Origin of the sequence: Pseudomonas sp. SCT (assembly GCF_003864275.1) — a bacterium.
In the GTDB taxonomy this organism is placed as follows: Bacteria; Pseudomonadota; Gammaproteobacteria; order Pseudomonadales; family Pseudomonadaceae; genus Stutzerimonas; species Stutzerimonas stutzeri_AE.
In genome coordinates this window covers 417,316-436,158 of sequence record NZ_BDJA01000003.1, presented here as the reverse complement: position 1 = coordinate 436,158, position 18,843 = coordinate 417,316, and the positions used below count along the sequence as shown (strand labels likewise).

Here is an 18,843-nt window from a genome sequence, read left to right as displayed (position 1 = left end):
CGGTTGTCTACAGGTTTCGTCTGCGCAGTGGGGCTACGCTTGCAGGCTGGAAACAAGGCTGCAGTGAGCGGCACCCTGCGTCGGTTTCGCCTGCGGCCCTGATGCAATGCAACCGTCGTCTTCAAGGAGACCCCCATGACCGGCAAGAACACCATTTGCCTCTGGTACGACGATGCTGCGCTAGACGCTGCGACGTTCTACGCCAGGACCTTCCCGGACAGCGCTGTGGGGGCTGTCCTTCTTGCGCCTGGCGACTATCCGGCGGGCAAGCAGGGCGATGTCCTTACTGTCGAATTCACCGTCCTGGGCATTCCCTGCCTTGGCCTGAACGGTGGGCCGGCGTTTCAGCACAACGAGTCGTTCTCCTTTCAGGTGGCAACCGACGACCAAGCCGAAACGGACCGATTATGGGATGCGATCGTTGGCAATGACGGCCAGGCGAGCGCCTGCGGCTGGTGCAAGGACAAGTGGGGCGTGTTCTGGCAGATTACTCCGCGCGTCCTGACGCAAGCGTTGGCCGGTTCTGATCGGGCGGCGGCCAAGCGTGCCTTCGATGCAATGATGCAGATGAGCAGGATCGACATTGCGGTGATCGAAGCAGCTCTGACGCATTGAGAGGCGACGCAGTTTTGCGCGGTCGAGGTGAGCCGTGCTTGTCCCGGGCGACCGTGATCGTATGGCATCGACGTCGGGCGGGGAGGTGGGCTTGGCTAACAGCGGCTGCGTGCGCTTCCGTATTTCGGTCTCGGGCCTAGGACCTGGCTTGCTCAAGCAGCGCTCGGCGAAACGCCTGCGCCACAGGGCCGAGCGGTTCGTCCAGGCGGTGAGCCAGGTAGGCCTCGGATTGCACCTCGCCGTTTCTGCCCAGATCGGGAATGGCTACGCGCACCAGCCGACCAGCTTCCAGGTCTTCCCCGATTTGCCATGCCGGCAGTCTCCCCCAGCCGAGGCAGGTGCGGATCAAGGTCGCCTTCGCTTCCTGGGTGTTCACTCGACAGGTGAAAGGGGATAGCACGCCGAACGAGCGGCCCTGGGAGAGCGAGGTAGGGTCGGTCAGGACCACCTGCAGATGGCCAGCCAGGTCCGCCAAGCCCAGCGGTGCGCGGTCGCTGTGCTTGGCGAGCGGGTGTGCTGCAGCTACCACTGCGATCTGCCGTACCGAGCCGATGGCTTCCAGCGCCACCCGAGGGTTTCGGAAGTCCTCGCCGACGATGATCGCGAGCGTGCAGCGCTTGTCATCCAAGGCCGCAATCGGGCCGCCCAGCGGTTGCGACTCCAGGCGAAAGCTGGTCGAGGGAAACGCTGCGCTGGCGGCGCTGACGGCTCGTGCGACCAGTTCGATGGGAAACAGGGTATCCACCACCAGTGACAGCTCCAGTTCGACGCCGGCGCCCAGGGCGCGCGCGCGTGCGCGCATGGCGTCGGCCCGCAGCAGGATGTCACGCGCGTGGGCCAGCAAGGCCTGGCCTTCGGCGGTGAGCACGGGACGGTAGCCACTGCGATCGAAAAGCTGCAGGCCAAGCTCGGATTCGAGATTGGCGATCGCATGGCTGACCGCCGATTGCACCCGCAAAAGTCGCGCGGCGCCAGAGCGGAAGCTACCGCTGTCGGCCACGGTTACGAAGGTACGTATCTGATCCAGCGTCATTCCATCGAGCATGATCTGCACCGTAGATCGAGTTGATCGAAATTTAATCACTCTTCGTGAGCGTTTGTAGTGATTAGCCTTGCTTGCGTCAACGCCATCTGAGGATTGCAACAATGACGAAAGTACTGGTGCTCTATTACTCCTCCTACGGTCATGTCGAGGCGCTAGCCCAGGCCGTTGCCGAAGGTTCCCGTCAGGTGGGTGCGCTTGCCGACGTCAAGCGAGTTCCCGAACTGGTCCCCGAGCAGGTCGCGCACAAGGCGGGCTACAAGATTAGCCAATCAGCAGGCGTCGCTTCCGTGTCGGAGCTGCCTGACTACGACGCCATCGTGATCGGTACGCCAACGCGCTTCGGCAACATGGCATCGCAGATGAAGAACTTCCTCGATCAGTGTGGCGGCCTATGGGCCGAAGACAGGCTGGTCGGCAAGGTCGGCAGCGTCTTCACCTCGACGGGCAGCCAGCACGGCGGCCAGGAGAGCACAATTCTGGCAACACATACGGTATTGCTGCACTTGGGCATGGTCGTGGTCGGCCTGCCGTATAGCTTCAAAGGCCAGCTGCGCATGGATGCGGTGACCGGCGGATCGCCCTATGGCGCTTCGACGCTCGCCGACGACGGCAGTGGCGGTGATCGGCAGCCGAGCGAGAACGAGCTGGAGGGCGCGCGTTACCAAGGCGCGCATGTCGCCCGCATCGCTGCTGCTCTGGCGACGCATTCGTTCGGGACGCCGCGGTGAATGCCGTGCTCCTTGCGCCGCCGAGGCGGCTTGTCGCCTGGGTCATCCTGGCTTGCGGCGTGGTGGCGTCCCTGCATCTGGGCAAGGCTGCCATCGCCGCGCCGATGCTGCAGACGGATCTGGGGGTGAGCCTGGGCCAAGTCGGCTGGTTGACCGGGATATTTGCCGTGCTCGGCCTGCTGGGCGGTGCGCCAGCAGGCGCGGTGGCGGCCGCGCTAGGCGGCCAGCGAACCCTGCTGTTGGGTCTGGGCATAACAGCATTCGCCGGGGCCGCGGGTGGTCTCGCACCGTCCTTCGCCGTCCTGCTGGTTTCCAGGCTGCTGGAGGGCCTGGGATTCCTGCTGATCATCGTCGGCGGGCCGGCGATACTTGAGCGCCTGCTGACCGGCGTGGCACGCGACAAGGCGTTCGCGCTCTGGAGCTGCTTCATGCCGTGCGGGATGGCGCTTGTCATGGTTGTTGGGCCGCTTTTTCCAGGCTGGCAATGGCTCTGGTGGGCGAGCGCGGCGCTCGCCGTGCTTGCCGCTACGATGGTCGTGTACTGCATACCTCGGGACGCTTCGCGTGGGCTGTCGAGCCGGGTGATCGCTGATATTCGGCAAGTGTTGCGTTCCCGCGCGACCGCGTTGCTGGCGATCGTATTCGCGTTGTACAGCCTGATGTTCTTTGCGCTGTTCAGCTTTCTGCCGGTTCTGCTGATGGAACGTATGGACATCAGCTACCGCAGCGCGGGCCTGTTGAGCGCGCTGGCTAGTGTGGTCAATGCCGTCGGCAACCTGGCGGCGGGATACCTGCTGGGTCGGGGCGTCGGGCGTAGCTCTTTGCTGATTCTCGCCAGCGCGGTCATGGGGGCGTGTGGGCTCGGTATTTTCCTCGGCCTGTTCGAGGCGCCGACGACTTTCCTGTTATGCCTGCTGTTCTCCGCCGTAGGCGGGCTGATCCCGGCGACTTTGCTGGCCTCTGCGCCGCTGGCCGTACGTGAAGCCACGCTGGTACCGATCGCCGTCGGCCTGCTCATGCAGGGCAGCAATCTCGGCCAGCTCTTCGGTCCGGTCGCGGTCGGCAGCGTGACAACGGCGTTTGGCTGGAGCGCTGCCGGTGTGGTCGTGCTGCTCGCTGCCACGGCCGCCTGCGCAAGCGCACTGCTTTTGCGCGCTGCGCTTGAGTGCGACGTGCCGGCAGCAGCAAGGCGAACAACTATTGCACCTGCGGCGAAGCGTGGAATGCACTAACCTGCCGGGCTCCGCTTGGCTAGGGGACGCATGAGCACCAAGTTGGCGCATGGGTCCGCGCCGCGACAGGCGGCTGCGCCGTTGTGGGGCATCAGCGGAGCCAATGGCAGCCGCAAACGCGCAGTTGCACTGGCGCTGCGGCTGGAGCGCTTCTTGCTCAGTAGTGGCTTTCTGCCTTTTCGGCTCATTCGTTCTGCGCCCGGAGCTGAGCTTCGTCAGCGCCGGACGGGCCGCAACCACTGCAAGCATGCCCCCCATGACTCTTGATTCTTCTGCCAACGGTCCGAGCACTCTGCTCTCCTGCGAAGTGCTGGACCGCTCTCGTGTGCTCGACACCTTGATCAACAACCTGGAAGGCATGGCCTACCGCTGCCGCAACGATGCATCGTGGACGATGATCTTCGTCAGTCAGGGCGCGCTGGGCTTGTGTGGATACAGCGCTGCGGAGCTGGTTGATGAAACGCGCATTACGTGGGAGCGGATCACGCATGCAGACGATCGACTGCGCGTGCGGCGCTGTATCGAGCAAGCCGTCGCCGCGGTGGGGCGTTTCTGCGTGCATTATCGAATCCGTACCGCGTCGGGGATTCTCAAGTGGGTAATCGAACGCGGCGTCGCGGTGGCGGACGAGCAGGGCGAGATCGTCGTGGAGGGCTTCATCGAGGATATCACCGCGCAACGGGCCATCCTCGATGCCCTGGAACAGGCCGAGCTGCGTTATCGCAGCATTTTCGAGAACGCCTCCGAGGGGATTTTCCAGTCGACCCGTGACGGTCGATACCTGGCGGCCAATCCTGCCCTGGCGCGCATTTACGGTTACGACAGCGCCACCGAACTGGTGGCTGATCTCGCCGACATCGAGCGCCGCCTGTATGTGGAAGGCGGGCGTCGCGAGGCGTTCTGTCGGCTGATGGAACACCAGGGCGAGGTGCTCAATTTCGAGTCCGAGGTGTATCGCCGAGACGGCACGCGTATCTGGATATCCGAAAACGCCCACGTGGTGCGCGGCGCCAACGGCGAGTTCATTTGCTACGAAGGCACGGTGCAGGACATTTCCGAGCGCAAGCATTATCAGCAACAGCTCGAGCGCCAGGCCAACCATGATCTGCTGACCGGACTGCCCAATCGCATCCTGCTCAACGACCGTATCGAGCAGGGGCTCGCGCGCGCGGCGCGCCTGGGCTACTACCTGACCTTGGTGTTCATCGATCTGGACAACTTCAAGTTCATCAACGACGGCCTCGGTCATGTCGCCGGCGACGAGCTGCTCAAGAGCATCGCCGCCCGCTTGGCCGGCAGCCTGCGCGGCTCCGACACCGTTGCGCGGGTGGGTGGTGACGAGTTCGTGCTGGTGCTCAGCGATCATTACCGCATCAGCACAGTCATTTCGCTGCTGGAGCGGGTGCTGAACGAGATCCGGCGACCTGTCACGCTGGCCGGTCGGGAGTTTCAGGTGGGTGCGAGCATCGGTGTAGCGATGTTTCCGGGGGATGGCGAGGACGCGCAAACCTTGCTCAAGCATGCCGACATCGCCATGTACGCGGCAAAAAAACGCGGACGCAACAATTTCCAGTTCTTCACCCATGACCTCAACCGGATCGCTGACGAGCGACTGAACCTTGAAGCGGCGATGCGCGCGGCGTTGGAGCGTGATGAGTTTTCGGTGCATTACCAGCCGAAGGTCGATGCCTCGCGACGCATAGTCGGGGTCGAGGCACTGGCACGCTGGACCGATGCGCAGTTGGGCGTCATCGGGCCGGATCGTTTCATTCCCGTGGCAGAGGAAAGCGGCCTGATCATGCCGCTGACGCTGGCCGTGCTGCGCCGCGCCTTCAGCGACGCTCGGCAGTGGAACGCGGGGCGGGCCATCCCGCTGATGGTGGCGGTCAATCTGTCACCGCTGCTGTTTCTTGGTGATGATGTGGTTGACCGGGTCTGTACAGTACTGGATGACGTCGGTCTGCCGCCGAACCAGGTCGAATTGGAAATCACCGAAACGGTATTTCTCGGTGACGGTACGCGCGCCGTGGCGATTCTTGCCGAGTTCAAGGCGCGGGGCTTTCGGCTGGCGATGGACGATTTCGGTACCGGTTACTCGGCGCTCAGTTATCTGCGACGTTTCCCGCTGGACATCATCAAGATCGATCGCTCGCTGGTCACCGGGCTGGAACAGGAGGAGGAGGTGGCGATGATCGCCCGCGCCGCCATTTCACTGGGCAAGAGCCTGCACAAGACGGTGGTCGCCGAGGGGGTAGAGAACGCCGCGCAGTTCGACTTCCTGTGCCGAAATGGTTGCGACGAGTTCCAGGGCTACCTGCTCTCGCGGCCACTTCCGGCGGCACAGTTCACCGCTTTGCTCGCTGCAGGTGGGATTGTGCGGTTCTGATCTAGGGCGATCCGCCAGGAATCGCGCCGTCCTTCCAGAGCTGCAACAACTCTTGAGGGGCCCGCTCCTCGGCGATCTGCAGGATCATCTCGGCGTCATCGTTCTCGCGGCGGTAATGCACCTCGACCTTGAAAAAACGTTGGTCGCCATGGCCGACATGCTTGCTGGCAACAGGCAGGCACTGTTCGAGTACCGAGCAGAGACCCTGGCGCTGGGCCGCGTTGCAGTCGGCGAATTCGATCTGGCGCGGTCGCGCCAGGCCAGGCGCGGCGGCGAAACCGCCCTGGCGTGATACGCGCAAGGAGGCATCCGGACCGAGTGCAGGCATTTTCATGTTGCCTCCTTAGCGTGGCACTACGCCCACCGACGTCCATGCTTCGTGCAAGGCCTGCACCTGCGACGACTGCCGGCCGAACAGTTTCGCAGCGTGGGCCAGGGTCGCGCTGGAGAACGTCACGAAGTCCGCATCGTTGGGCAATTGCGGGTCACAGAGGGTGGCGTACCAGATCCGCCCGGCCTGTTCCCAGGCATAGCCGCCCAGCGCAGTGGCGACGAGATAGAACGCGCGGTTGGGAATGCCCGAGTTAAGGTGCACGCCGCCGTTGTCTTCGCGGGTCTCGACGAAGTCGCGCATGTGTGCTGGCTGCGGATCGCGCCCGAGCAGCGGGTCGTCATAGGCTGTACCCGGATTGGCCATGGAGCGCAGGGCCACGCCGCTGACCTTGTCGGTGAGCAGCTCGGCACCGACCAGCCAGTCCGCCTCGGCGGCAGTCTGGCCGAGTGCATGCTGTTTGGTCAGTACGCCGAACACGTCCGAAATGGATTCGTTCAGCGCGCCGGGCTGATTGAAGTAGACCAGCCCCGCTTCGCTTTCGATCACCCCATGGGCCAGCTCATGCGCAACCACATCCAGCGATCGGGTGAAACGCTGGAACAGCTCGCCGTCGCCGTCCCCGAAGACCATCTGCTCACCGTTCCAGAAGGCGTTCTCGTAGCCCTGCCCGTAGTGGACTGTGCCGATCAGTGGCATGCCCAGGTCATCGATCGAGTCGCGCTGAAACACCTGCCAGAAGAATGTGTAGGTAGCGCCCAGCGCGTCATAAGCCTCGTCTACGGCCGCATCCCCGCTGGCCGGCAGGCCTTCGCGACGCCGCGGTATGCCAGGTAACTGCATGCGCTGTTCGGCATCGTGAATTCGCCGCTGTGGATGCCCGGGTGTGCGTAGTTCGCCAAGCTCGGCGATTGCCGTGGGGCGAGGCGGGCCGGGGTTGGGCAGCAGGCTGTGAACGTGGTCGAGGGTTTGTCGCGCACACCCGCGCTGGTAAGGCGAGCCGTGGTCGATGATGCGGTCGAGGATGTACGGCGGAATGAAGGAACGGATCTGCACCGGCAGGACTCCTCGGTTGACTCGGCTGTGACCAGCATAGACCCGGGGTGTGCGGTCGGCCCGACCGTCGATCCAGGCGCGACGACTTGGCGCGGCGGTTGCGCTGCACCCTTGGCGCGATCTGCTGTCATTTGTGCTGGACCCCGTATTCGCCGTCACAGACGAGGCGGGCGGTCATTTGACGAGGAGCTGCCCATGTTCGGATTGGAAGCACTTGAGCTTGCGCGAATCCAGTTCGCTTTCACCATCACCTTTCACATCATCTTTCCGGCCATCACTATCGGCCTTGCCAGCTTTCTAGCGGTGCTCGAAGCGCTATGGCTGAAGACCCGGCAGGAGGTCTACCGCGATCTGTACCACTTCTGGCTGAAGATCTTTGCGGTCAACTTCGGCATGGGCGTGGTGTCCGGAATCGTCATGGCGTACCAGTTCGGTACCAACTGGAGCGCCTATTCCGAATTTGCCGGAAGCGTCACCGGGCCGCTGCTCACCTATGAAGTGCTGACTGCGTTCTTCCTGGAGGCGGGCTTTCTCGGCGTGATGCTGTTCGGCTGGAACCGCGTGGGTGAGCGGTTGCACTTCTTTTCGACGCTGATGGTGGCCATCGGCACGCTGATATCGACCTTCTGGATCCTGGCGTCCAATAGCTGGATGCACACCCCGCAAGGCCACGAGATCATCGACGGCATCGTGGTGCCGGTGGACTGGTTCGCGATCATCTTCAATCCGTCGTTCCCTTACCGCCTTGCGCACATGGCCGTCGCGGCGTTCCTCGCCACGGCGTTCTTCGTCGGCGCTTCCGCCGCCTGGCACCTGTTGCGCGGCAAGGACACCCCGGCCATCCGCAAGATGCTCTCGATGGCGATGTGGATGGCGCTGCTGGTTGCGCCGGTGCAGGCGGTGATCGGCGACTTTCACGGGTTGAACACCCTCGAATACCAGCCGGCGAAAATCGCCGCGATGGAAGGACACTGGGACAATTCCGAAGGCGGGCCGACCCCGCTGCTGCTGTTTGGCTGGCCAGACATGGAGGCGGAGGAAACGCGCTACAAGATCGAGATCCCCTATCTTGCCAGCATCATTCTCAAGCACAGCCTGACCGAGCCGATTCCGGCGCTGAAGGATTTTCCGCCTGAGGATCGGCCGAACTCCACCATCGTGTTCTGGACCTTCCGCATCATGGTCGCGCTCGGCCTGCTGATGATCGTCACGGGGATCTGGAGCCTGCTGCTGCGGCGGGGGGATCGCCTGTACAGCTCACGGCCGTTCCTGCGCCTGGTGCTGTTGATGGGGCCGTCAGGGCTGATTGCCATTCTGGCCGGTTGGTACACCACCGAGATCGGCCGGCAGCCCTGGGTGATCTACGGCCTGATGCGCACCGCCGATGCGGTATCCAATCATGGTGCCGGCCAGCTGGGACTCACCCTGGCGATGTTCGTGGTCGTCTACTTCGCCGTGTTCGGGGTGGGGATGGTGTATGTCCTGCGGCTGGTGAAGAAAGGCCCGGTGGTCAGCGAAGGTCGCGAAAAAGGCGCCGGAGGTCCTGGGGAGGCGCGGACGCCGATGCGGCCCATTTCCGCTGCGGACGAGGCCACCTCTCATGAACAAGGCGATCAACTGGGCGAGAGGAACTGAGCCATGGGTATCGATCTTTCTCTTATCTGGGCCGTGATCATCATCTTCGGCATCATGATGTACGTGGTGATGGACGGCTTCGATCTGGGCGTTGGCATCCTCTTCCCGTTCGTGCAGGACAGTTCCGATCGCGACGTGATGATGAATACCGTAGCGCCGGTCTGGGACGGTAACGAGACCTGGCTGGTACTTGGCGGGGCAGGGTTGTTCGCGGCCTTTCCGCTGGCGTATTCCGTGGTGCTGTCCGCGCTGTATCTGCCGATCATCTTCATGCTGATGGGGCTGATCTTCCGCGGCGTGGCTTTCGAGTTCCGCTTCAAGGTGGTTCGCGAGCGCCAGCACGTCTGGGATAAGGCCTTCATTGGCGGCTCGCTGGTCGCGACGTTCTTCCAGGGCGTCGTGCTAGGCGCATTCATCAGCGGGTTGCCGGTCGAGGATCGGGCCTACGCCGGCGGAGCACTGGACTGGCTGACGCCATTCTCGCTGTTCTGCGGGCTGGCGCTGATCGTTGCCTATGCACTACTGGGTTGCACATGGTTGATGATGCGCACCGCCGGCGATCTGCAGCGACGCATGCACGATATCGGCATTCCGCTGGTCTGGGCGGTGCTGGTGGTCACCGGCATCGTCAGCCTGTGGACGCCGTTGACCCATCCGGACATCGCCGAGCGCTGGTTCAGCATGCCCAATCTGCTCTATTTCATGCCGGTTCCGGTGTTGGTGTTGCTCTGTGCCTTCGGGCTGCTGCGCTCGATTCAGCGCTACGCCAACTACATGCCTTTCCTTCTCACGCTGGCGCTGATCTTCCTCGGCTACAGCGGGCTGGGCATCAGCCTGTGGCCGAACATCATCCCGCCGTCGGTGAGCATCTGGGAGGCTGCGGCACCGCCACAGAGCCAGGGCTTCACCCTGGTCGGGGCGCTGCTCATTCTGCCGTTGATCCTGATGTACACGGCGTGGAGCTATTACGTGTTCCGCGGCAAGGTCAGTGCGGAGGATGGGTATCACTGATGGGGCAGCAGGCGAAAAGACCGGCCTCCGGTGGCGAGCCAAAGCCGCTCTGGCAGCGTATGAGCTGGCTGGTGCTGATCTGGAGCGGCAGTGTGCTGGCGCTGGGTGTCGTGGCCTGGCTGTTACGCCTGGCGATGAACGCTGCCGGGCTGTCGTCTCCCTGAGGCGTGCACTGGTATAGGGCGTGGTTTCGGGGCCGGCGCCGTTTTGAAGCTGCCGGCGACCGTGAATCACGTCACGATTCCTTCATTTGCGGCGTATAGCCTTCCTGGCACGAACCTTGATGGACGACAGGCACAGCGCCTTGAGCAAACAGACGACGAGGAATCTTGCTATGGATGATTATCAGGACGAACTTCTCGAGTGGCACGCCGCTGAGCAGGACCATCCGGATTGCGCCGAGGATGCGGTCGAGCTCTAACCGATGATCGGCGGGGCGGGTCAGACTCCGCGCCGCTGGGTGCGCCGGTAATCTCCCGGTGTCTGCCCGCTCCAGCGCTTGAACGCGCGTTGAAAGGCTTCTGCCGACGAGAAGCCAAGCAACCAGGCGATTTCGCCGAACGCCGATTCGGTATCGCGGATATAGGCCATCGCCAGGTCGCGGCGGGTGTCGTTGAGGATCGCCCGGTAGCTGCTGTCTTCTTCTGCCAGCTTGCGACGCAACGTCCAGGCCGGCATCTGTAGCCGAGCGGCTATCTGCTGCAGATCTGGCTCCTGCCCCTTGAGCATCGGGCCGAGTATCTGCGCGACGCGTTCGCGCAGGCTGCGCGTGCGGGTGCGTCGTTCCAGCTCGGCTTCGCACAACTCGAGCAGATGCCGCCAGGTACCGGGGCAGTGATCCGGGTTGCGCAGGGCCAGGGTGCGCTGGTCCAGCTGCAACTGGTTCGCTTGTGCTTCGAAACATACCGGCCGGCCGAACAACGCCTCGTAGCGTTGTGCGTAATCCGTCGCCGCAAACTCAATGTGAATCGCCGTTGGCACTATCGCCTGACCGCTCAACCGGGCGAGCTGCGCGACCCAGCTGGCCAGTACGGTGTCCACCACGAAGCGGTTGTAGGCGTTGTATGGGCTGATGGAGTAGAAGCGTAACCAGGCGCCTGCCGCATCTTCGTGAAAGCTCGAGCTACCACGGTAGTTGGACGCATACAGTGCCTCGTAGCGAATCAGCGCGCGGGCCGCTTCACGCACGGTAGGTGCCTGAGCTGCGGTCAGGCCGGCCAGGCCCAGGTGGCCGGGCTTGCGCAAGCGGCCCATCTCCAGTCCTAGGGCTGGGTCGCCAGCAAGTTGAATGGCTGCATGTCCCAGGCGCATGTAACGAGGAATCGACAGCCGTGCGTGGGGTTCGGCCAGGCGCTCGGCATCCAGTCCGTAGGCTTCGAGAAGCGGCTTCGGATCATGTCCATGGAGCTGCAGCGCCTCACTGAGGCTGTGCAGAAAACCAACCGACAGATCACCCAGCCGAACGCGCTGGGTATTCATGGATTGTTGCCGAGCCAGTGGTTGTGTATCTGCACCGGAATGCCATGCCCGGGCGGGGCCGGGCGACGTGGAGAGCCAAGCAGGTTCCAGGGCAGTGCGAGAGTTTGTACCGGCATCAGCGTTCGCTCGCCTTGGGTGTCGGGAAGCGTGCTGCCGCAGCTGGACTGCGGATCCGCCAGAGCGCCGGGTATCGCGAGCAGCTTCGCTTCGGCGGGCGTTCGCTCGAGGTAGGCATCACAACCCAGCAGCACCGCCAGCGACCCAGCCGGCGTTTCGATCAGGCGGCGTGGTTCGGGGATCGGTGCGACGCTGTAGCGCCGTTCATAGCGGCTCAGCGCGTGCTTGTATTGCAGCGTACCCAGCGGCTTGCCACGGCCATCGAAGGTCAGGCTGACCTGGCGCAGCGGGCCGTCCCCGACCTTGAGTCGGTCGTTCTCCAGGTAGGGCTCCGGCAGCACGATCGAACCGGCTACAAGCGTCACGCCGAATTCGCTGGCCAGGCCGCCAAAGATCGTCTGGTACTCCTCGGCCATCTGCCGGGCTTTCAGGCGCAGCACGGCGCCGGTGCGGCGATCGTCGCCCTGGTTGCCGGTGAGTGCGCGCAGATAGCTGCCTGGATTGCTGAGTGCCATCCACTGCATGGCGTCGCGCAGGGTGCGAGCCTGCTGGACTTCCGGCTTCTCGCCGAATGCGAACAAGCCCGTACCGACATGTTCCGGCAGCACCACGACGGTGCGCTCGCTGAGCATCCCGGCGTCGGCTGCCTGTTGGAGGTAGGTCCGAAACTTCAGCTGGAGTCTCTCGCGACTCTGGAAGTCGGCGGGTTGCAGGCGCGCTTCGATGCCCAGCAGGTTGCCCTCCGTGCCCGCCCGCCCGCGGCTCTCGATAGGCAGGGTGCGTAGATCGGACAGCAGGGGGCTGCTGCGGCGGTCGTGCGTCCAGTCGAGGTAGACCGCAAGCGAGACGCCGGCAAGAACTGCCAGCAGTGCGATATTCAGATAGGTACGCATGGCAAGAAGGGCTGTGATGGACGCCGACAGCCTAGGTAAAGCGAGCCATATTGCCAAGCGTTTTGCGCAGCAGGATCAAAAAGTTGTCACTTTGGATCATTGAGCGCAGCAGCTGCGCTGTTTATCGTCGCTGCATACCGACCGCAGCCCCATGAGGCTCGGCACTCGTAATGATGAGGACGCACCGATGACCGCTTTCCCGAAACTGCTGGCCCCGCTCGATCTCGGCTTTACCACACTGCGCAACCGCACCTTGATGGGCTCCATGCACACCGGTTTGGAGGAGATGCCCAACGGCTTCGAGCGGATGGCTGCGTTCTTCGCCGAGCGTGCCCGCGGTGGTGTCGGCCTGATCGTCACCGGCGGAGTCGGGCCCAACGAGGAAGGTTCGGTACGTGCCGGAGCCGCCAAGCTCTCGACGCCCGAGGAGGCCGAGGAACACAAGATCGTCACCCAGGCGGTTCATGAGGCTGGCGGCAAGATCTGCATGCAGATTCTGCACGCCGGGCGCTACGCCTATAGCCCTCAGCTGGTGGCGCCGAGTGCCATCCAGGCGCCGATCAACCCCTTCACGCCACGCGAGCTGGACGAGGAGGGCATCGAGAAGCAGATCTGTGACTTCGTCAACTGTGCAAGCCTCGCCCGGCAGGCGGGTTATGACGGCGTTGAGATCATGGGATCGGAAGGCTACTTCATCAATCAGTTCCTGGTGGCGCACACCAACCATCGCACTGATCGTTGGGGTGGCAGCTACGAGAATCGCATGCGTCTGCCGGTAGAGATCGTGCGCCGTGTACGCGAAGCGGTAGGACCGGATTTCATCATCATCTACCGGCTTTCGATGCTCGACCTCATCGAAGGCGGCAGCATCTGGGAAGAGGTGGTGCAGCTGGCCAAAGCCATCGAGCAGGCTGGTGCCACACTGATCAATACCGGCATCGGCTGGCATGAGGCGCGGATTCCGACTATCGCCACCAAGGTGCCACGTGCGGCCTTTACCAAGGTCACCGCCAAGCTGCGCGGTGAAGTAAGCATTCCGCTGATCACCACCAACCGCATCAATACACCGGAAGTGGCCGAGCAGGTGCTGGCCGAGGGCGATGCCGACATGGTGTCGATGGCCCGCCCGTTCCTCGCCGACCCGGACTTCGTCAACAAGGCGGCTGCCGGTCATAGCGAGCGCATCAATACCTGCATCGGTTGCAATCAGGCCTGTCTGGATCACACCTTCAGCGGCAAGCTGACGACCTGCCTGGTCAATCCGCGTGCCTGCCACGAGACCGAACTCAACTACATTCCCACCACCACGGTGAAGAAGATTGCCGTCGTCGGCGCCGGTCCGGCGGGCCTCGCTGCGGCGACTATCGCAGCCGAACGCGGCCACCAGGTAACGCTGATCGATTCGGCCGGCGAGATCGGCGGCCAGTTCAATGTCGCCAAGCGCGTCCCAGGCAAGGAAGAGTTCTACGAGACGCTGCGTTATTTCCAGAATCGCCTGCAGGAAACCGGCGTCGAGGTGCAGCTGAATACCCGCGCGACGGTGGAAACGCTGCTGGCTGGAGGGTTCGACGAAATCATTCTGGCTACCGGCATCGCACCGCGAATCCCGGCGATCCCTGGCATCGATCATCCGAAAGTGATCGGTTATCTGGATGCGATTCTGGAGCGCAAGTCGGTCGGCCAGCAGGTAGCGGTGATCGGTGCCGGCGGTATCGGCTTCGATGTGTCGGAATACATCACTCATGACGGTGAATCCACCAGCCTGGACCGTGAGGCGTTCTGGAAAGAGTGGGGAATCGATCTCGGACTGGCGGTGCGCGGTGGTATCGCCGGTATTCAGCCGGCTCCGCATGCGCCGAAGCGTCAGGTTTATCTGCTGCAGCGCAAGAAGTCCAAGGTGGGTAATGGCCTGGGCAAGACCACTGGCTGGATTCACCGTACCGGTCTGAAGAACAAGCACGTGCAGATGCTCAATTCGGTCGAGTACCTGCAGATCGACGATGCCGGTCTGCATATTCGTGTGGGCGAGGGTGAGCCGCAGGTGCTGCCGGTCGATACGGTGATCCTCTGCGCCGGCCAGGAGCCGCTGCGCGAACTTCAGGAGGGCCTGGAAGCAGCGGGCGCACGCGTGCATCTGATTGGTGGTGCGGACGTGGCGGCCGAACTGGATGCCAAGCGCGCGATCAATCAGGGCTGCCGCCTGGCTGCAGCGCTCTGATTCGAAACCCATCGGCCACACTGGCAAGAGGATTAGGTATGGAGAGTGCAATAGCGCTGCAAGCGGGCGCCGCGAGTAGCCTGCAAGCCTGGCATCGGATGATCGCCGAGCGTGATCTCAGCCGGCTGCCCGAGCTGTTGCATCCGCAGGCGGTGTTTCGCTCGCCGATGGCCTACAAACCGTACGAAGGAGCGGCGGCGGTCAATCTGATCCTCAATACCGTGCTGCAGGTCTTCGAGGATTTCCGCTATCACCGTGAACTGGCGAGCGCAGAAGGCACAGACGTGGTGCTCGAATTCAGCGCGCGGGTGGGCGATCGCGAGCTCAAGGGCATCGATCTGATTCGGTTCGACGAGGCGGGGAAGATCGTCGAGTTCGAGGTCATGATTCGTCCCATGAGCGCCTTGCAGGCGCTGGGCGACGAGATGAAGCGCCGTCTTGCTGCCCAGAGCGCAGGCTGATTTAGCAAAGCTCATCGCAAAATCCGCAGGGCGCTGCGTCGCGCGGCGCCCAATGCCGGGATTCGCTGCCAACCCAGTCACATTGCCTGCTTGAACATTTCCCCTAAACTTGCGGCACTAACGGAGCGACGGCATTGGATGGCCGTATCGCTCCGGACAATGCTGGCTCGCTGCTGCGGGCAATAAAGGAAGTCGAGCATGCAGAACAAACCGCAGATGGTCGAAGCCGTACTGTTCTTCAACGAAGGCGCCATTTGCAAGGAAATGCTGTATCCGGAATTCGAGGCGGTGCTTGACGGAGTCGTTGCACTGCCCGAGTTCGCGGATCGCCAGATGCATGCCGTATACGTGATGATCAACCCGCGGCTGCAAGTGCGCGCCGCGGTGTTTTTCTGTCTCGACTTCAATGATGACGGATCCGCCGATGCAGGCTGGAACATTCCGTTGCGCCAGTTGGCCGAGCGCACCGGCCGCGGCCCGGACATGGGCGCCGGCCCGATTCGTCTGGCCTGCCGCAGCCAGTGTCCGGTGTCCTGGCACCAGATGCACATGTGGGACCCGAAGGTCAGCCCCGAGCGCAACGATCTGGTTGTGCTGCGCGAAACCATCAAGCGCAATCAGCTTGGTCTGCTGGTTGAAGATGAAACGCCTCAAGCAGTACCCGCCGAACGTCTGCAGATGGTCGCCGAAGACGCCTGGTATGCCGAAGCGAGCAAGGACGCCGCTGCCAAACGATCCGAAAGCCACGAACGCGAGCAGCGGCAGAAGGCCGCGCTGCTGATCAAGCAGCAGCGTCAGCGCATTGCCAACCTGGAGCGGTTGCGCGAGGAAAACGCGCTCAAGCTCGCGGCTGCTGCGGAAAAAGAACGCAAGACGACGCAGGATGAGATCCGCACGCTGCAGCATCAGTTGCAACAGCAGACGGAGATCAATGCCAGCCTGCATGCGCAGCTGACCGCGCAGGGTGAGAGCTTCCAGAAAGCCCGCGAGGAAATGAGCAAGCAGCTGCGCACCCTTGAGGTCAGTGGCCGGGTCGAGATTGGCGCGGCCCGCGAACAGTTCGAGCACGAAGCCCAGGCGCGTATTGCTGCGGCAGTGGCCGAGTACAAGGAGCAGGTAGCGATCCGCGACGTCGAACTGGCCTATCGCAACGAGCTGGATGCTCAGCTGGAAGAGGAAATCCAGCGGCTGAAGAGCGAGTGCGAGAAGTTGGGTGGTAGCGGCGACCGGGTGCTGGAGGAGCTGTCTCGTCAGGGGGTCGTATTCATGGCCTACCATCCGGGAGCAGGGCATCTGACCATCGCCTTGCAGGATCTCGCCCGCTACCGCGCCAACCCCTTGGCCTACGCTGCAGCCAAGTGCTTCGTCTCCGAGGAGCAATATCGGCAGTGGTTGGAGCATTATCAAAAGCCAGCCTGCGTCGCGACCCTTTCCAGCGGTGAGCGTTGCGCAATGCCGCTGGACAAGGTCGATACGCCGAGCCGTTTCGTGATCGGCGAATCCAACTGCTGCACTCGGCACCGTAAGGAAGACCGGCAGCGCACCGGTAGTTGAGCGTTTGCCTTCATCCCATCCCTTCGCTAACCCGCTGATCCTGCAGCCACTATCGCTTGACTGGTTGCAGCGCAGCAGGGTCGAAGTCGCGGTACTACGCCTGGATCTGGTGGACTTCGAGCTATCCGGCAACAAGTGGTTCAAGCTGATAAAGCATCTGGACGCGGCCCGTCGTGCTGGCGCTGAGGGGCTGATCAGCCTCGGCGGTGCGCATTCCAATCATCTGCATGCAGTGGCAGCAGCGGGGCGTCGCTTCGGTCTGGCTACCGTCGGCCTGCTGCGCGGACACGAACAGCAAACGCCGACGGTGGCCGATCTACGTGCCTGGGGGATGGAATTGCACTGGCTTGGTTACGGCGGTTACCGGGAGCGCCACCTGCCGACGTTCTGGGAATCGTGGCAAGCGCGCTACCCGGATTTCTACCCGATACCGGAAGGTGGCGGCGGCTTGCTCGGCGCTCTGGGCTGCGCCGCGCTGGTTCCAGCTTTGCAGGCGGCGCTTGGGTCGGTCGGTTGGGACGACTACGACGCTATCTGGCTGGCCGCCGGTACCGGAACCACACTGGCTGGCCTGGTCATTGGCGAGGCCGGCCGACATCGAGTGTTCGGCGCGCTGGCCGGCCCGCCTTCGCATTCGGTGAGTGCGGGTGTGGCGGGGCTGCTTGAGCAGGCCGGCGTAGCCGATGACGGTTATGAGTTGCTGGACGCCAGTCGTGGTGGGTTCGGACGGTTCGACCAGGAGCTGGCCCGGTTCATCCTGGCGACTGAACGTGACGGTGGCGTGCCGCTCGATCCGATATACACTGCTAAGACCATGATGGCATTGCGCCTTTATGTCGAGCGCGGTTATGTTCCTGCCGGTACGCGGTTGGTCTTCGTCCACACCGGTGGTCTGCAAGGGCGCCGTGCTGCGGAGAGCCAGCTGCAGAAGCTGATTGACGGATAGACGATTGGATTTTCTTGGATGAACAAGCCGCTGCACCCCGACCAGCTGCGCAATCTTGTCCCGCTCGATGGCCTTTCGCCGCGCCAGCTGTGGGAGCTCCGCGCACGGATCGCGCCGCTAGCGCTCGGGGCTGGCCAGGTTCTGCGGCCTGAAAGTGCATCCTCGGCTCGTCATTATCTGATGTCCGGCAGTCTTCTGTTGAACGACCGCGACGGGCAGCAGACACGTGTCGTGGCCGGCTCGCCAGCTGCCCTGCACAGTATCGCCTTGGCTCAGCTGGTTGAAGTTCGCGCTCTGGAGGACTGCCAGTTGCTGACTGTGGACGGCGCAGAGCTGGAGCGGCTGCTGTCCTGGCGTCAGGCCCTTCAGGATGTCTTGCTGCAGCTGTCGATGGATGGCGAAGACGGCGAATGGCTCGAGCGACTGCTGGAAAATCCGCTGTTCGCTCAGGTGCCACCAGCCAACATACGCAGCATGCTGGGCCGTCTTGTGGAGATCGATGCACCGGCTGGCCGAACCCTGATCCATGAGGGTGAGGTGGGTGATTGCTGCTATTTCCTCAAGAGTGGTCGCGCGCAGGTGCTCAAGGCTGTCGGTGGCGGAAAGCAACTGCTGGCGGAACTCGAGGCCGGAGCCTGTTTTGGCGAGGAGGCACTACTTGAGGAACGCCCCCGTAACGCCAGCGTAGCCATGATCGAGGATGGGTCCGTGCTGCGGCTTGCGCGGGCGGACTTTCTCGAATTGCTCAAAGCACCGGTGGTAAGCGAAGTCGATCTGGATGACGTGGCCGATCTGCTCGGCTGTGGTGCTCAGTGGCTGGACGTTCGGTTGCTTGACGACTACGAGCAGGGTCATGCCATGCAAGCGTTGCACATGCCGCTGCACTTGCTACGGTTGAAAACCCGCCTGTTGAACCCGCAGCGTCCCTATCTGTGCTATTGCGAAAGCGGTAAGGGCAGTGCCAACGCCGTATTTCTGCTAACCCAGCTCGGCTTTACCGCCTATGCATTGCGCGGCGGGCTCGACGCGCTCAGCGCGGAAGAGCGGGGTGCACTGCTTTGGGAGTGCGGTTCTGGCTACCTTGCCCGCTCTGACGGCAGGATCGAACGCAGTGTCTAGGCCGCAGTATTTACCCT

At 63.0% G+C, this 18,843-nt stretch carries 17 protein-coding genes; 12 read left to right on the top strand and 5 right to left on the bottom strand.

Annotation, left to right across the window (positions count from 1 at the left end; all coding sequences use genetic code 11):
• Positions 1-135 precede the first annotated feature (135 nt).
• Positions 136-615 carry a VOC family protein gene (locus BHD08_RS10505; protein ID WP_125022059.1) on the top strand — a complete coding sequence of 160 codons (480 nt, stop codon included), beginning with the start codon at positions 136-138 and terminating at the stop codon, positions 613-615.
• A gap of 136 nt (positions 616-751) precedes the next feature.
• Here BHD08_RS10505 and BHD08_RS10500 read toward each other — a convergent pair whose 3' ends face one another.
• Entirely contained in the window at positions 752-1,660 is a 909-nt protein-coding gene (locus BHD08_RS10500; RefSeq protein ID WP_125022057.1) for a LysR family transcriptional regulator, read from the bottom strand.
• Between the two features lie 101 nt (positions 1,661-1,761).
• Here BHD08_RS10500 and wrbA point away from each other — a divergent pair, with 101 nt between their 5' ends.
• From wrbA to BHD08_RS10485, 3 genes are all read left to right on the top strand, one after another.
• Positions 1,762-2,388 carry an NAD(P)H:quinone oxidoreductase gene (gene wrbA / locus BHD08_RS10495; RefSeq protein ID WP_125022055.1) on the top strand — a complete coding sequence of 209 codons (627 nt, stop codon included), beginning with the start codon at positions 1,762-1,764 and terminating at the stop codon, positions 2,386-2,388.
• Positions 2,385-3,620: a CynX/NimT family MFS transporter gene (locus BHD08_RS10490; protein ID WP_125022053.1), complete on the top strand. Its 1,236-nt coding sequence runs from the start codon at positions 2,385-2,387 to the stop codon at positions 3,618-3,620. The genes wrbA and BHD08_RS10490 overlap by 4 nt, the downstream gene beginning before the upstream one ends.
• Before the next feature lie 256 nt (positions 3,621-3,876).
• Positions 3,877-6,006 carry a bifunctional diguanylate cyclase/phosphodiesterase gene (locus BHD08_RS10485; RefSeq protein WP_125022051.1) on the top strand — a complete coding sequence of 710 codons (2,130 nt, stop codon included), beginning with the start codon at positions 3,877-3,879 and terminating at the stop codon, positions 6,004-6,006.
• Position 6,007: 1 nt separating this feature from the next.
• On the opposite strand, the gene BHD08_RS10480 is transcribed toward BHD08_RS10485, so the two are convergent.
• Together BHD08_RS10480 and BHD08_RS10475 are read right to left on the bottom strand one after the other, a co-directional pair.
• A complete protein-coding gene (locus BHD08_RS10480) occupies positions 6,008-6,340 on the bottom strand; it encodes a protealysin inhibitor emfourin (RefSeq protein WP_015277339.1) in 333 nt (110 codons plus the stop codon).
• A 9-nt stretch (positions 6,341-6,349) separates the two neighbouring features.
• On the bottom strand, positions 6,350-7,393 hold the full coding sequence (locus BHD08_RS10475; RefSeq protein WP_125022050.1) for a M4 family metallopeptidase: 1,044 nt from the start codon (positions 7,391-7,393) through the stop codon (positions 6,350-6,352).
• A 195-nt stretch (positions 7,394-7,588) separates the two neighbouring features.
• Between BHD08_RS10475 and BHD08_RS10470 the strand changes: the two genes are divergently transcribed.
• From BHD08_RS10470 to BHD08_RS10460, 3 genes are read left to right on the top strand one after another with little or no spacing between them, the layout of a single operon-like run.
• A complete protein-coding gene (locus BHD08_RS10470; protein ID WP_125022049.1) occupies positions 7,589-9,028 on the top strand; it encodes a cytochrome ubiquinol oxidase subunit I in 1,440 nt (479 codons plus the stop codon).
• Between the two features lie 3 nt (positions 9,029-9,031).
• Positions 9,032-10,039, top strand: a complete 1,008-nt coding sequence (gene cydB / locus BHD08_RS10465; RefSeq protein WP_015277336.1) for a cytochrome d ubiquinol oxidase subunit II — start codon at positions 9,032-9,034, stop codon at positions 10,037-10,039.
• Positions 10,039-10,203, top strand: coding sequence for a DUF2474 domain-containing protein (locus BHD08_RS10460; RefSeq protein ID WP_015277335.1), 165 nt, complete (start codon positions 10,039-10,041; stop codon positions 10,201-10,203). The genes cydB and BHD08_RS10460 overlap by 1 nt, the downstream gene beginning before the upstream one ends.
• Before the next feature lie 277 nt (positions 10,204-10,480).
• Here BHD08_RS10460 and BHD08_RS10455 read toward each other — a convergent pair whose 3' ends face one another.
• The gene (locus BHD08_RS10455; RefSeq protein ID WP_125022048.1) at positions 10,481-11,518 is read right to left on the bottom strand and encodes an AraC family transcriptional regulator; all 1,038 of its coding nucleotides are present in this window, start codon (positions 11,516-11,518) and stop codon (positions 10,481-10,483) included.
• A complete protein-coding gene (locus tag BHD08_RS10450) occupies positions 11,515-12,528 on the bottom strand; it encodes a carbon-nitrogen hydrolase (RefSeq protein WP_125022047.1) in 1,014 nt (337 codons plus the stop codon). The genes BHD08_RS10455 and BHD08_RS10450 overlap by 4 nt, the downstream gene beginning before the upstream one ends.
• A gap of 187 nt (positions 12,529-12,715) precedes the next feature.
• On the opposite strand from BHD08_RS10450, the gene BHD08_RS10445 reads away from it, so the two are divergent.
• The 5 genes from BHD08_RS10445 (at position 12,716) to BHD08_RS10425 (ending at position 18,826) form a co-directional block, all read left to right on the top strand.
• Positions 12,716-14,746, top strand: coding sequence for an NADPH-dependent 2,4-dienoyl-CoA reductase (locus tag BHD08_RS10445; protein ID WP_125022045.1), 2,031 nt, complete (start codon positions 12,716-12,718; stop codon positions 14,744-14,746).
• Positions 14,747-14,784: 38 nt separating this feature from the next.
• Complete coding sequence (locus BHD08_RS10440) at positions 14,785-15,207, top strand: nuclear transport factor 2 family protein (protein WP_125022043.1); 423 nt, start codon at positions 14,785-14,787, stop codon at positions 15,205-15,207.
• Between the two features lie 198 nt (positions 15,208-15,405).
• Complete coding sequence (locus tag BHD08_RS10435) at positions 15,406-16,761, top strand: chromosome partitioning protein ParA (protein WP_125022041.1); 1,356 nt, start codon at positions 15,406-15,408, stop codon at positions 16,759-16,761.
• Positions 16,762-16,765: 4 nt separating this feature from the next.
• On the top strand, positions 16,766-17,707 hold the full coding sequence (locus BHD08_RS10430) for a 1-aminocyclopropane-1-carboxylate deaminase/D-cysteine desulfhydrase (RefSeq protein WP_125022039.1): 942 nt from the start codon (positions 16,766-16,768) through the stop codon (positions 17,705-17,707).
• An 18-nt stretch (positions 17,708-17,725) separates the two neighbouring features.
• Positions 17,726-18,826 carry a cyclic nucleotide-binding domain-containing protein gene (locus BHD08_RS10425; RefSeq protein ID WP_125022037.1) on the top strand — a complete coding sequence of 367 codons (1,101 nt, stop codon included), beginning with the start codon at positions 17,726-17,728 and terminating at the stop codon, positions 18,824-18,826.
• The last annotated feature ends 17 nt before the right edge of the window (positions 18,827-18,843 follow it).